The following is a 12,722-nucleotide window of genomic DNA, read 5'->3' as shown; positions in this document are numbered from 1 at the left end:
GCCGTCGCCCTCGGGCTCGGCGCGGCGGGGTGTATGCCCTCTTCCGCGCCGAACTGGAACGCTCCTACGCCACCACCCGCCGCGCCGCCGACTACGCCCACCGCCTCGGCTACACCGTCAAGACCCTCACCCGAGCCTGCACGGCCGCGACCGGACAACCCGTCAAGCACGTCATCGACAGCCGCGTCGCCTTGGAGGCCAGGCGGCTGCTTGCGCACACCGACGAGCCGGTGGCGACCATCGCGCGCCGCCTCGGTTTCCCCGAGCCCACCAACTTCGGCAAGTTCTTCACCCGCCACACCGGTGCGACCCCCGGCGCGTTCCGGCATGCCCAGGGCCGGTAGCCAAGTCGGCAGACCCGCCGCTCAGCCGGTGCGGCATGATCGGTGGGCGGATGACGGTGGCGGGCGAGGGGTGCCGGCCCTTCTTCGTGCCGCTGGTGATGACGAGCCGCTTGGCGATGTCGCGCAGGCTCATCTCCTGGTCGCGCAGGTGGAGCGCCATGGACAGCATGGACTCGTCAGTCACGCCCGCGCCACCGATGGTCTTGCCGTGCTTGCGGGCGGACTCGTGTCCTTCGAGGGTGCGGTCACGGATGTACTCGCGCTCCATGCCAGACATGGCCGCGAGTGTTGAGCGACGCTGAGCATGTGCACGAGGGCGACGGTCTGGTTGTTGACGGGGTGAGGTGAAACAGCCCCGGCGGCCGTCAGGCCGCCGGGGTCGTTGTGAACGCAGTGTCGGCTTCGTCGTCACTCTGTCGCGTGTGTCTCGGTGATGGCGAGGCGTGTGGAGGACTCGTCGACGATGCCCTTCTCCTCGGTGAAGGCGGCAATGAGGGACTGCCAGGCGATGTTGTTGACCGAGCGGGGCAGGCCGCGGCTGGTGAGGTGGATCAGCTCGACGGCGTCGTCGGAAAACAGGGTGTCCTGCCGTCCGGCGATCGTGAGGTGGTGCTTGATGTAGCTGGCGGTCTCCTCCTTCGTCATGGTGGGCATCTGGTAGCTGATCGCGATCCGTTGGTCGAGGGCGGCCAGGACGCCGTGCTTCATCCGCTTGCGGAGGGTGGGCTGGCCGATCAGCAACACCGCGAACGGCGTCGTGGAGTCCATGTCGTAGTTGGTCAGCATGCGGATGGCATCCAGCTCGTGGTGGTCGAGCAGGTGCGACTCGTCGATCACGACGGCTGGGGTTCGGCCCCGTTCGTCGACCTCCGCGGCCAGCGCGGTGGACGCCTGGGCTGCCAGTGCGGCCAGGTGGAACTTGGGGGTGCCGCCCAGCGCGGTGACGATGCGGTCATAGAGGCCGCGCATGCCGACCTCCGGGTTGGGCTGGTAGATCACCGTGAACCGGGCCGGATCCAGCGAGGAGACGGCGCCCTTGAGGGCGACGGTCTTGCCGGAACCGACCTCGCCGGTGACCACGCCGATCGCCCGGTTGTTGATGCACCACGCGATGCGGGCTGCGGCCTCCCGGTGCGAGTGGTGCTGGTGCAGCATCGATGGGGCCAGGTCCCGGCCGAAGGGGATGCGGGTGAAGCCGTAGTACCCCTGAACGCGGTCGATCATTGCTGTCCCCGCCCGTCGTCCAGCAGGGACGAGTAGTTGATGCCCTTGGCGGTGTTCCCTGCGTGCGTCTCGTCGAGGATCTTCAGGTAGTCGATCCCGGTCGACTGCGCCGGCTTCGCCGGCGTCTCCGGGCTCGCCTTCGGGTGTGTGTGACGGCCCACCCGGTGCGGAACCGCCTTCCCTGCCGTCTTCCCCGACGCCCTGACCTCGATCTCCGTCAGGTCGAACGGGTCGAAGACCAGCTCGACCCTCATCCCGCTCAGCATCGGGTCGACCTCGTAGGTGTTGCCGTGCAGGCTGACCGTCGCGGTCTTCGTCACCGTCCGCAGTTCCGACCACAGAAATGCCTCCCGAAGATCAGCGGGGCTGGGCAGCGGCAGCGGCTTGGGAATCGAACCCAGCCAGCGTTCGATCGGAGGCTGCCCTGTCTCCGAGTGCACCGTGCGGTGATAGACCGTCTCCACCCAGGCGGTGAACAGCCTGTTCAGCTCGCTGAGATGCTCAATCTGGCCGACACGTTCCTCGTCGAGCTCGACCAGGAACTGATCCCGGACGGTGCGGAAGAACCGTTCGATTTTGCCCCGGCCCTGCGGCCGTCCGGGCTTGGAGTGGGTGAGCCGGATCGCGAGGCTCGCGCAGGCCCGCAGCAACCACGTGTCGACGAAGGCACTCCCGTTGTCCACGTAGATCGATTCCGGGACACCGCGGGCGGACAGCGCCGGCCGCAGGGCGGCGGCCAGGCGAACGGTGTCCTCGGCGAACCCGAACCGGTGGCCCACGATCGCCCGGGAATGGTCGTCGATGAAGGCGAACAAGTACGTCTTCCTGCCGCCGATCTTCGGCCCGTGCAGAGCGTCCCCGGTCCACAACTCATTGCCCCGGGTGGCCTCGAACCGGCCGAACACACTCTTCTCCTCGCCACCTGCCCCGGTCAGCCCGGCCGCGACGAAGTGCCGCTGCAGCGTCCGCTCGGTCGGCGACCAGCCCTGCGTGGTCCGCAGGATCCGCTGGATCTGCGCCGCCGTGCGGCCCGGGTTCTCCCGCTTCAGCGCGGCCGCCAGCTCCAGCACCTCCGGCGGCGTCCTGGGGACCGCCTTGCGCGGCTCGGGCACCAGCGCGGCGAACCCGCCGCCGCGGTAGTCCCGCGTCCACCGATCGATCGTGCCCCTGGACACCTTCACCTGCCGGCCGAACGGATCAGTGTGTTCCTTCTGCGACAACTCCCGTGCCAGACGGCCACGTTCCCGGGACGTCAGACTCGCGTCCAGCAGGTCCTGGATGAGGGAATAGCGGAACAGACCGACCTGCCGGGCCTTCTCCGCCCGGCGGCGGTCCTCGTCCTCGCTCGATGCCATGCGCGGACTCTCCTCGCATCTCGATCAGCGTCCGCCCTGTCTCGGACGGACACGATCAAGACTCCCGGCGCCTCCCTTCACCGCCCAGGGGCGGCCCGTGTTGATCAACTAGCAGAAGAAGCACAGGTCAGGACCCGGCCGTCTATCACCCGGCCGGCAAAGGCCCACCGCGACACGGTGTTCATCTGAGGCCACTTGATCACGGCCGCCCGATGGGCGGCCGTGATGACCGAAACCGCGTCCGCCAGCGGACAGGCAGTCGGCGCGGGCATCACTGGATCGTCCGCGAGGGCGACCAGGGCGACGGTGAAGTACCGGCGCACGTCCTCCGACCTGCGACGGAAGCGGCGGAACCAGCCGCGGACGGTGTCCTCCGCCAGCCCCAGATGGGCGGCGACCCGGCGGTGGCCCATACCCAGGGCGGCTATCTCCAGTCCGGCCCCGATCACCTCAGCCACATCCATCCGACGCGGCCACAGCATCTCCGGCAGCAGCACGTGCGTGACACCGCACCCAATACAGCGCGAACGGCGAGGACGTACGAACAGACGCGACCCGAGATCACCGCGGACTTCCCGCGGCCGGCCATGTCCCCACGGCGCGAGCGCGGCCCTGCACGACGGACACGTCAGCTCACCCGCCCGCAACTGGCGTTCCACGAGCACGACATCGACATCGACGATGAGCACCCTGCACCTCCACCGCGTACACACCGTGTCGTCGTGCACGAAGCAGAGTCAGACTGCCCACCAAGATCAGCACTCATGTCCACCGCGACTGTCGCTGGCCCCCGCCTTCGTACTCATGCAGAGAGTCGTCCAACACGGATCAGCCTGTTCGACGGCTGAGCAGAGTTCACCAATGCCGGACATTCCTGGCTGCTGCGGGGTGCGGGAGAGGGAAGTACGGCAGATCGTTCCATAGGCCGGACTGCCGTTCGTGTCCTTCCCTCGCACGGCTACCTCGTGCAGTCGCAGGAGCGATCCGGCCGTGGCCCGGCACTCGCCTGGGGCAGCCTCCGCCGGATCGTCCTGGGCTCAGATCAGGATGTGGCCGTTTCTGCGGCCCATGCGCGTTGTTCTGCGGCGAGGCGTGCTTCGTCCTCGGCGGTGTCGGTGTCGGTGCCGGCGGCGCGGTTGCCGTAGCCGCGGTGGACGACGTGGAGCTGGTTTTGTCCCCGTCTTGTCGCGGTAGGCGATCACCGCGGGGCCGGCTCCGCTGGAGTGAGCGGGGAAGTCCCTGTCGGCGCTCCAGCCGCCGTTGGTGGTGTAGGTGGCCCACCACAGTTTCTGGTCGTTGCCGCCGTGGCCGCGGTGGATGCAGTACAGCTTGCTGTCGAACACGGCCAGGCCCGGGCCTTCCAGACTGTGATGGGCGTCCAGTTGGCGCTCGGTGCCCCATCCGGCGCTGGTGCTGTAGCTGATGTGCTGCAGGGCGGTGGTGTTGTTGCCGCGGTACACGCAGTGGAGCTTGCCGTCGTAGACCGCCAGGGCCGGGTTCGCCGAGGTACCGACGTTCAGCTTGACGTCGCGGGTCCATCCCGTGGAAGGGGTCCAGGTGGTGTGCCACAGGTGTGCCGAGTCGCTGCCCCGGTGGACGTAGTGGAGCCGCCCCTCGAAGGAGGCCAGTGCCGGCCTACCTTCGCTCGAATGTGCCCCGAACAAAGTGTCCTCGCTCCATCCCTTGTCGGGGTCGTAGACCGTCCACCAGAGCCTGGAGCCGGACGGTGAGCCGCGGTGGGCGCAGTACAGCTTGCCCTGGTGTTCGGCCAGCGCCGGGTTCGAGGCGCTGTGGTGGGCGGTGAACTTCTCGTCCTTGCTCCATTCCTCCCGGGTCTCGTAGACCGTCCACCACAGCTTGGTGTCCTCGTTGGGCTTCAGACTGATCGGGATGAGCATGCCTGGAGCGATCCAGGGAGAGACCAGCTTGCAGCCGTAGGTGTTGCCGACCTCCTTGATCCACAACGTCTTGATCTTTGCAGTACGCCTCAACGATCTTGTTTATTGGCGACGGCAGCGCTTCCCCTGCCACGTCACCGATAAGTTCCGCGATGTCGCCCGCCAACGCGGCCGCCCCAGCGTTGAGGTGGATCTCAAACCCCACCAGACGTCTTGACCGAGACGTCATAGCCCCGCGCGCCGAGCTCCTTTCGGGCCGCCTCCGCCTTGGAGACTTCCTCCTGTGACGGGGGTGTCGCCCGGCTGCCGTCCTCGAGGACACCGCTTTCCTGCACTGCTTGTTCTTCTGTCGCCATCCTGCGCTCCTGCCTGCTGTCACAGCAGAGTCACAGCCCGAATCTGCCCCGCCCCATCGCAGACGGTCCAAGCCCTGCCCGCTGCTCCTGTATCGGTTCGCACAGATCGACACGCAACGTGTCGATCCGTAAGCAAACCGTAGCTATGCCCAGCTCAAGGCAAGGACGAATCCCGCGTGACTGTCTCAAAGTGATCTGGGTGGCCGCGACGCAGGCGTCAACTCCTCGTGACGGCCCCGGTGTCCTAGCTCAGACACCAGCCGCAAAGTAGGGCGTGGGTAGCAGGACGAGCCACGTTTCCTGCCTCGGGCACGGTCGTTGGTCTGATCGAGTGCTCGAGGTCAAAGGGGCGGGCGTGCGGCAAGAGTGGTCGCCAGAGGAGCTGTTGGCGAACTGGACGCCGGTGGACGGCGACTGGGGACATCTGGAGGCTCAGCAAGGGCGTGGGTAGTGCCGTTCGTCCGCCCTACTCCGTCGGGTGATGCGGCATGGAATACAAGGCTGAGGGACCCAACTACCTTCGCCGCTTCGTGAAAAGAACACCGGGGGTCTGACCGGTAGCCCGGATCGCGATACGCACCGGCCAGGACGTCATCGGGATCCGGAACCTGCTGGCGCCGCCCGGGCATCACGGCGCAGGTAGTCGCAGCCGCAACGAGACGCCCGTCCCGCTCATGTCATGAGGCGTCAGTGCGGAGCCTGCGGATCTCGCCATGGGCTGCTTCCAGGCGGCGGGCCAAACCCGATTCCAGACCTTGCATGCCAAGCTGAGGCGCTCTCGGCGTCGTGCCCGTGTCCGGTTCACAGCGGGTGGCGTGGATGGGGGCGGATGGTCGTGTCGGCGGAGGTCCGGGCGGCTGCCGGGCGGAGCATCTGTCCGGCGGCGAGTTTGCGGTAGATGGGGCTGGTGGTGAGCAGTTCCTCGTGACGTCCGCGGGCGGCGGTGCGGCCGCTGTCCAGTACGACGATCTGGTCGGCGTGCTGGACCGTTGAGAGCCGGTGTGCGATGACCAGCAGGGCGCATTCCCGGGCGGCGTCCTTCATCACTGTGGTGAGGGCGGTCTCGTTGATGGTGTCGAGGTGGGAGGTGGGCTCGTCGAGCAGGAGGATCGAGGGGCGGGCGAGCAGGGCGCGGGCCAGGGCCACGCGCTGGCGCTCTCCTGCTGACAGGGTGGTGCCGCGCTCGCCGAGCATTCCCGACAAGCCGCCAGGTAGCCGCCGCATGACCCCTTCTAGCTGAGCGAGCTCGACGACGCGTCGTGCCTCGGCCTCGGTGGCGTCGGGTGCGGCGTAGGTGATGTTGTCCCACAGGGTGCCGTGGACGACGTGGGTGTTCTGGTCGACGATGGCGATGCGCTCGCGGCATGCGGTGCGGCTCAGTGCGGTGGCGGGCAGGCCGTCGAAGAGCAGGGTCCCGGAGTCCGGTTCGTAGAATCTGGCCAGCAGGGCGAAGATCGTGCTCTTTCCGGCACCCGACAGGCCGACCAGGGCTGTCTGCTGCCGGTAAGGGACGGTGAACGAGACGCCGCGCAGCACCGGCCGGTCCGGGGCGTAGCCGAAGCTGAGATTGCGCAGGGCGAGAGCGGGCTCCTGGTACGAGACGGTCTGCCGGGCCGGTTCGCTCGTGTATGCCCGGACGGCCGACATCTGTTGGGAGGGCTCCGCCGGCAGGGACAGGGCCTGCTCGATGCGCTGGTATGCCCCCATGCCACGCTGGATCAGGCCGACCGCCCGGAAGACCGAGGACAGCGGAAGGACCAAGTAGGAGGCGTACAGCAGAAACGCGACCAGGTCGCCGAGGGAGTTGGCGTGGTCGTTTACCCGCAGGCCGCCGATGACCAGAACGACCAGGAAAGACCCCTGGACCGCGAGTTCAACCGCGGGGCTCATCACGGAGGCGAGTTTCGCGGTCCGTACGCCGGCACTGTAGGCCGCCTCGACGCGCTCTCCGATGCGGGCCGCTTCACGGTCCTCGGCTCGGTAAACCCGAACCATCGGCAGGGCGCCGAGGGCGCGTTCGAGGTCAGCGGCGATCGCGCCGACGGAGGTCTGCATGCGTTCGGAGGCAGCCCGGATGCCTTTCAGCAGCGAGGCGACGATCACGGCGGCGGCAGCCACGGTGAGGGCGACCAGGAACAGCAGCAGCGGGTCGATCCACACCATGAGGACGATCGCCCCCGCGGCGACGAGGGCGCCCGTCACCAGGTCGACCAGTGCCTGGGAGACGACTTCTCTGAGCAGGGTGGTGTCGGCGGTGACCCGGGAGATCAGGTCGCCGCTGCGGTGCCGGTCGTACTCCTTCATCTCCAGCCGGAGCAACCGCCCGACCAGACTGTGGCGCAGCCCTCGTACGACGCCTTCGCCCATGCGCTCCAGGACGAAGCGGCCTACCGCGCCCGTTGCCGCTTCGGTGACGAACAGTGCGGCCAGGAGCAGCAGCAGGGGCCATAACATCTGTCCCCGTCCGCTTGCGTCCACGACCTGTTTGGCGACGAGCGGCTGAGCAAGCCCCAGGGCGGAGCCGATCAGAGTGAGCACGGTGGCGACGAGGGCCGAAGTCCGGTGGCCGGCGGTCAGCCGGAACATGGTGGCGACCGCGGCCCGGGTGGAACGGTCCCCCTCGACCTCCGGTTGTGCCTGATCCACGGCGGTGTCGGTCATCGGCCCGATCGGCTCCCGGGAGCGACGGTGATGAGCCGGGTGAAGTAATCGTCGGGCACGCCCTCGTCCACGGGGCGGCCGTCCGCCTCGATCCAGGCGTGCGCCGTGAACGGCGGCACCACACGTACTCCTGTGCACCAGGTCGGCCAGCTCCCTCCCAGGCGGCACAGCAGCGCGGCTCCCAGGGACCGGGGCAGGCAGCCTTTCGGGCCTGCGCAGCGCAGGCTCACCGCGCACATCGCGTCCCGTGCGTTCTTGGCCTGTGCGGTGGTGGCCGGCGTAGCTCCGCGACATGCGAGGTGGAGCACGGCGCGGATCCGGCGGGGCGGCAGGAGTGAGAGCACAAGGGCGGGAATCAGGACGAGACGGGCGGCCAGGCGCCCGGTGAAGGGCACGCCAGTGGGCCGTTCAAGGGCACTGGGCGTCGTCATCCGGCCAGCCCCGAGGCCCGCAGTTGCTGTACGAGGGCGTTGACGTCCTGCTTCGCCTGGACGAGGTCGATGTCGAACTTGTCGGAGAGCGCGGCGGCCGCGGCGGCTTCGTCGCCGCCCGCCATCAGCGTGTCGACCACCAGGGTGGCGGTGGGATTCAGCTCCCAGTATTCCCCGGCGCGTTCGTCCAGGAGGATCGTGCCGTAGTCCGTCTGGGCAGTGGAGACATTGGCGCCGAACTTCAATGGCATGCGGATGCCTTTCTGCTGAGCAACGGTGGTTATGCGGAGGCGGGAGCCGTGGGGCCGGTGGTTCGGTTCAGGCCGCGCAGCCACACCTCGGCGGCGATGGTCGAGTAGAGGATCGCGTCGCGCAGTTCGGGTGTGGCCGGGCGCTGGGCGAGCCGGCGCAGGGCTGCGCCGTCGACCAGGCCCATCTGTTCCAGCCGGGAGTCCTCCCAGAGCGCCAGCAGATCGGCGCGGTGTTCGCGCAGTCCATTGGATGCGTCCATGGAAGCGGCGGCCTTGTTGGTGCGCCGCAGGCACGCATCGGGCACGATCCCGTTCATGGCAGTGGTCAGGAGGGGTTTGTACTGCCAGGGCGTGACGCGCTCGCTCGGGCGTACGGCGAGGCATGCCTCGATGACGCGGTCGTCGAGGAACGGCGAGGCCATCGGTACGCCGGCCCGGGCGGCCATCCGGTCCCACTGGCGGATGATGCGCGTACAGGAAAGGATCTGTTCGAGGTCAGCGTGCAGACCGCGGTCCGGGTGCAGCGGGACAGCAGTCACGGCGACCTCGTGCAACGCCCGCTCAGCTGCCCGTTCGGCATCGGGGGTGACCCAGCCGAAGAGGCGAGGGGGCATGCCCCAGCCGAGGCTGGTGGTGACGGTGGCCGGAAGCGGGTCTCGCAGGCGGCCGCTGGAGTCGGCCAGCCACTTCCCGTACGGCCGCGAGTCGGCCAGCGCGCGTGCCGTGCCGCCCAGCGGCCACTGCCACAGAGCCCGAAAGCCACGCAGCTGGCGCAGCGCAAACAAGGGGCGGGTGCGCAGCAGTCGGTGATAGTACGCCTCCGAGCACCAGACCACATGGTCGCCGCCGATACCCGTCAGGTGCAGCCGGCTGCCCCGCTCCGCCATGGCAGGCAGATGGTGCAAGACCCGGGAGCGGTCCATGACGCCGATGGTCGGCTCGTCCAGCAGGTCATCGATGCCGAGTAGGTCGGTGTAGACCAGCGGCGAGGCAGCGGCATCCCAGACCACATGGTCAATGTCCGGCATCGACCGGGCAGCCTGTTCGGCCCAGTACAGATCGGTGTCGGCGGGGTCGCGCCCCGGCCAGGTGCTGGCCACCACCCGGGCCGCTGAGCGGTCCGCGAGGAAGCAGATGGAGGTGGAATCCAGGCCGCCTGATAGGTCGCAGCTGACTACCCCACCCTGCCGGGTACGTGCATCGACCGCCGCGGCCAGGGCTTCGCGGACGAGGGGGGCGCCATCGGCAAGCGTGCGCACCGGTTTTGGCGGTGTCCACCAGCGCGAGTGGCGTACAGTCCGGCCGTCCGGCGAGACGACCAGCGCGTCCTGCGGGGACACGGCGGTGATGCCTCGCCACATGGGTGCCTCGGCGAGTGGATGGGGAACCGGCCACAACAGCCGCACGGCCAGCTGCTCCTCGGCAGGGTCCCTGCCGAGCACGGCGGCGAGCACATCGGCGCGGCTGGCAGCCACCTGTACCCCGTCAACGCAGGCATGGAAGACCAGCCGAAGGCCGGACGCGGTGCCCTGCACCCTGAGCCGCCCGTCGAGCGCGGCCACCAGGTGGAAGCTACCGGGAAGCGAGCGGGCCAGCGAGTCCAGTTCGGCGAGATCCCGTAACCGGCCTGCATAGCGCTCGAGCTCTGCGGTCTCGACCGGGCAGCAGCCGATGACGGCGAGGGCCGCGTGGCCGACGCGGACGGAGATGATCTCTTCGTCGTGCCACTGCCCCACCAGCCAGGGCCGGCCCGAGGCATGCTGCAGGATTCGCGTTCCGGGGCGGGCGAAGGAGCGGGCCACGGCGTCCGCGTCCTCCCGGTCGGTGAAGACCGTGAAGTGCGCGTCGCCGGGGCCCGTCCCCGCACTCTCGTGCAGTTCAGTCATGACGTCGGGTCAGGAACCGTCGGCCGTCAGTTCTTGCTCAGGATGAGCCGGTCGTTGCCGGAGCGCCCAAGCAGCCCGGTCTTCGTGCGGAACGTCCCCAGCCTGACCAGCGTCGGCGCCTCATAAGCCTTCTTCATGACCACTCCTCACACACAGGTGTCACGACCGCCCCCCTGGCCGACCGGGAACCAGCAAGCCGGTTCACTGCCGTCCTGCCCCAGGCCCATCCGGAGCCCGGAACGAGAAGCGACGCAGTATCTAGCTATCTGCTCAACCTGAGGCCATGGCAAGGGCACTAAAGAAAATGGGATCATATGTAAAATTCTAAGATGGTCGGAGAAAAGTGCTGCGACTCGTGGAGTCGTCAAAAATGAAACACAGGGCGAGCCCGTGTGCACGCAAGCACGGAAAAACGTTTCGACCAGCGCACCGAAAAGTGAACGGTGGGCGTGGCGAAGAGGCACACTGACGGGAGCCGGACAGAGCCGCCGGGGCGCACCCCGCTCCCACCGCGCTCCCTGCCCCCGCTCCTCCTGTCTGAATAGCTGGATACTTGCCGCCGTTCTCCATCGCCTCGCAGACGACCCGAGGCCAGGGCCGGGCCTCCCTATCGTGACCTCAAACGAACGGACCACGTATCCGCGAGTTCAAGCGCGGACTCGAGCGGTAGGACCGCATGAGCTGTATCCGCCCATCTCACCGAGGTGGTTGCCACAAACGCGAGTTGACCAGCCCGGACCGGGGGGAGTGTTATACGTGGCCGCCTGGCCAGACCGACGCGGTGGCCCGCGACTCGGAGCGCCGCTGCTCGCGCTGCGGGCACGCCACCGCCTGCCCCGCCCGCGCGGATCGGGTCAGCTGCTGGGCCTGCGGCCTCAGCCAGCCCGGCCCCGCCTACGCCGGCGCCCGCGCTGACTACCTGCGCGACGGCGAGCGCGCTGCCGACCAGTGGGCCGCCGCCCGGGCACGCGTCGCGAAAGACGACGCCCGCGAGCGAGGCACCCTGCCCTGGTGGACCTCATGAGTGCACCCACGGCGACGAGGGAGGCCGGCCGGCTCGTCGAGGCGCACGCGTGCTCGATGTCCACCTGCGCCGCCCCGGCCGGATCGCCCTGCCTGACCGGCAAGGGCAAGGTCGCCATCCAGTACCACACCGCCCGCTTCCGGCTCGTGCCCCAGCTCGCGAAGACGCTCAACGTCCCCACTCCGCCCGTACGCAAGCCCGGCTCGGTCTGGGTGGAACTGCCGCGGCCGTGGGGCGACGGTTCGCACAAGGCCGACAACCGCGATGCGCTCCCGGCCAACGACATCGTCTTCCAGAACTACATGCCCGACCTGTACCTGTACATCGGCGACAGGATGACCGACAGCCTCGCCCGTCCGTCCAACAGCCGGATCAAGCCGGGCGACTGGAGGAACTTCTCCAACCTCCCGGCCGGCAACGGTCACGCCTACGGCAAGTGCGACGTTGTCGAGCGCGGCAGCGGCGGCAACCCGTGGGGAGTCGACCCGCCTGTGCCGTACATCGGTGACGGGCCCGGCGAACGTCGGGGTGGCGTCGTCCACTGCGATGATCCGTTCACCGGCTTCGTTGACCACATCGCCCCCTAACCCTGGCACCCTGCCCGGGGGCCGCCCTCACGGCCCCGGGCAACCGCGCAGAAAGTGGACCTCCATGGGCTCAGGAGCCAGCACCATCATCGCCGTGCCTCTGTTCTTCTGTCTTGTGCTGATGACGCTGTTCAAGGTCGGCGACAAGACGTCCTGGAAGGTCGGCTGGCTGATGGCCACCGGACTCGTCTTCCTGCCGCTCGCCCTGTTCATAGCCTTCCTGATCCCCTGAAGGGCCGTCATGCGCAGACGAATCATGGCCTGCACCGCCGCCGTTCTCCTCGCCATCCTGACCGCCTGCAGCCACACGCCGAGACCCGCTGCCGAATCCCCGGCGTCGCCGGTCAAGGGGCCGGATACGGCACCGAACAACGCGACGGTCACCGCGTATTCTCCGCCGATTACACGATCCGCAACACCACCCGAGCCCCCGTCCAGTACAAGATTGCGTTTGCGTTCCTCGACGGGGACGGACTGACAATAGAACCGAAATGGGTCACTCACACCGTCGATGCCGGAAGCACCTAAGAGGGAACGGTATGGGTCCCCTGGGAGCGGACCGAGGGATCGACCGGGGTGAAGGTCATCAACGTATACGAGACTCCACTCTAAGTTCCAAGGTCACACCGGCTACCCCTCGGCCGTGGCGATCTCGCCCGACGGCCGGACACTCGCGACGAGCGGCGACGCCCATACGGCAGTGGG

The 12,722-nt window shown here is 68.3% G+C and carries 13 protein-coding genes and 1 pseudogene; 4 read left to right on the top strand and 10 right to left on the bottom strand.

The genetic code is table 11. The features are described 5' to 3' along the window. Positions 1-23: 23 nt before the first annotated feature. Positions 24-344: pseudogene (locus tag ACFY5C_RS27415) on the top strand (helix-turn-helix transcriptional regulator); the annotation flags it as partial. On the opposite strand, the gene ACFY5C_RS27410 reads toward ACFY5C_RS27415, so the two are convergent. From ACFY5C_RS27410 to ACFY5C_RS27365, 10 genes are all read right to left on the bottom strand, one after another. After that, a complete protein-coding gene (locus tag ACFY5C_RS27410) occupies positions 289-621 on the bottom strand; it encodes a hypothetical protein (RefSeq protein ID WP_389448486.1) in 333 nt (110 codons plus the stop codon). The pseudogene ACFY5C_RS27415 and the gene ACFY5C_RS27410 overlap by 56 nt on opposite strands. A gap of 131 nt (positions 622-752) precedes the next feature. Further along, the gene (locus ACFY5C_RS27405; protein ID WP_389448483.1) at positions 753-1,568 is read right to left on the bottom strand and encodes an ExeA family protein; all 816 of its coding nucleotides are present in this window, start codon (positions 1,566-1,568) and stop codon (positions 753-755) included. Next, a complete protein-coding gene (locus tag ACFY5C_RS27400) occupies positions 1,565-2,923 on the bottom strand; it encodes a DDE-type integrase/transposase/recombinase (protein ID WP_389448480.1) in 1,359 nt (452 codons plus the stop codon). The genes ACFY5C_RS27405 and ACFY5C_RS27400 overlap by 4 nt, the downstream gene beginning before the upstream one ends. A gap of 104 nt (positions 2,924-3,027) precedes the next feature. Then, on the bottom strand, positions 3,028-3,582 hold the full coding sequence (locus tag ACFY5C_RS27395; protein WP_389448627.1) for a DUF6431 domain-containing protein: 555 nt from the start codon (positions 3,580-3,582) through the stop codon (positions 3,028-3,030). A gap of 378 nt (positions 3,583-3,960) precedes the next feature. Beyond that, a complete protein-coding gene (locus ACFY5C_RS27390) occupies positions 3,961-4,914 on the bottom strand; it encodes a hypothetical protein (protein ID WP_389448477.1) in 954 nt (317 codons plus the stop codon). 1,064 nt (positions 4,915-5,978) lie between these two features. Next, positions 5,979-7,838 carry an ABC transporter ATP-binding protein gene (locus tag ACFY5C_RS27385; RefSeq protein WP_389448474.1) on the bottom strand — a complete coding sequence of 620 codons (1,860 nt, stop codon included), beginning with the start codon at positions 7,836-7,838 and terminating at the stop codon, positions 5,979-5,981. Then, on the bottom strand, positions 7,835-8,269 hold the full coding sequence (locus tag ACFY5C_RS27380; RefSeq protein WP_389448471.1) for a lasso peptide biosynthesis B2 protein: 435 nt from the start codon (positions 8,267-8,269) through the stop codon (positions 7,835-7,837). Before ACFY5C_RS27380 ends, ACFY5C_RS27385 begins: the two co-directional genes overlap by 4 nt. Further along, complete coding sequence (locus ACFY5C_RS27375) at positions 8,266-8,520, bottom strand: lasso peptide biosynthesis PqqD family chaperone (RefSeq protein ID WP_389448468.1); 255 nt, start codon at positions 8,518-8,520, stop codon at positions 8,266-8,268. Before ACFY5C_RS27375 ends, ACFY5C_RS27380 begins: the two co-directional genes overlap by 4 nt. Before the next feature lie 29 nt (positions 8,521-8,549). Next, positions 8,550-10,406: a lasso peptide isopeptide bond-forming cyclase gene (locus ACFY5C_RS27370; protein WP_389448465.1), complete on the bottom strand. Its 1,857-nt coding sequence runs from the start codon at positions 10,404-10,406 to the stop codon at positions 8,550-8,552. A gap of 26 nt (positions 10,407-10,432) precedes the next feature. Beyond that, positions 10,433-10,543: a keywimysin-related RiPP gene (locus tag ACFY5C_RS27365; RefSeq protein WP_389448462.1), complete on the bottom strand. Its 111-nt coding sequence runs from the start codon at positions 10,541-10,543 to the stop codon at positions 10,433-10,435. A gap of 644 nt (positions 10,544-11,187) precedes the next feature. Between ACFY5C_RS27365 and ACFY5C_RS27360 the strand changes: the two genes are divergently transcribed. From ACFY5C_RS27360 to ACFY5C_RS27350, 3 genes are all read left to right on the top strand, one after another. Next, a complete protein-coding gene (locus ACFY5C_RS27360) occupies positions 11,188-11,430 on the top strand; it encodes a hypothetical protein (RefSeq protein WP_389448459.1) in 243 nt (80 codons plus the stop codon). Next, entirely contained in the window at positions 11,427-12,017 is a 591-nt protein-coding gene (locus ACFY5C_RS27355; RefSeq protein ID WP_389448456.1) for a hypothetical protein, read from the top strand. The genes ACFY5C_RS27360 and ACFY5C_RS27355 overlap by 4 nt, the downstream gene beginning before the upstream one ends. Before the next feature lie 94 nt (positions 12,018-12,111). Next, a complete protein-coding gene (locus ACFY5C_RS27350) occupies positions 12,112-12,249 on the top strand; it encodes a hypothetical protein (protein WP_389448453.1) in 138 nt (45 codons plus the stop codon). Positions 12,250-12,722 lie beyond the last annotated feature (473 nt).

This window comes from Streptomyces sp. NPDC012935 (assembly GCF_042900345.1).
In the GTDB taxonomy this organism is placed as follows: Bacteria; Actinomycetota; Actinomycetes; order Streptomycetales; family Streptomycetaceae; genus Streptomyces.
This window is presented reverse-complemented; position numbering and strand designations above follow the sequence as displayed.

Coding starts and splice junctions, on each gene's coding strand:
- ACFY5C_RS27355 (WP_389448456.1), top strand. CDS start 11,427: ATGAGTGCACCCACGGCGACGAGGGAGGCCGGCCGGCTCGTCGAGGCG.
- ACFY5C_RS27405 (WP_389448483.1), bottom strand. CDS start 1,568: ATGATCGACCGCGTTCAGGGGTACTACGGCTTCACCCGCATCCCCTTC.
- ACFY5C_RS27370 (WP_389448465.1), bottom strand. CDS start 10,406: ATGACTGAACTGCACGAGAGTGCGGGGACGGGCCCCGGCGACGCGCAC.
- ACFY5C_RS27410 (WP_389448486.1), bottom strand. CDS start 621: ATGTCTGGCATGGAGCGCGAGTACATCCGTGACCGCACCCTCGAAGGA.
- ACFY5C_RS27365 (WP_389448462.1), bottom strand. CDS start 10,543: ATGAAGAAGGCTTATGAGGCGCCGACGCTGGTCAGGCTGGGGACGTTC.
- ACFY5C_RS27400 (WP_389448480.1), bottom strand. CDS start 2,923: ATGGCATCGAGCGAGGACGAGGACCGCCGCCGGGCGGAGAAGGCCCGG.
- ACFY5C_RS27380 (WP_389448471.1), bottom strand. CDS start 8,269: ATGACGACGCCCAGTGCCCTTGAACGGCCCACTGGCGTGCCCTTCACC.
- ACFY5C_RS27375 (WP_389448468.1), bottom strand. CDS start 8,520: ATGCCATTGAAGTTCGGCGCCAATGTCTCCACTGCCCAGACGGACTAC.
- ACFY5C_RS27385 (WP_389448474.1), bottom strand. CDS start 7,838: ATGACCGACACCGCCGTGGATCAGGCACAACCGGAGGTCGAGGGGGAC.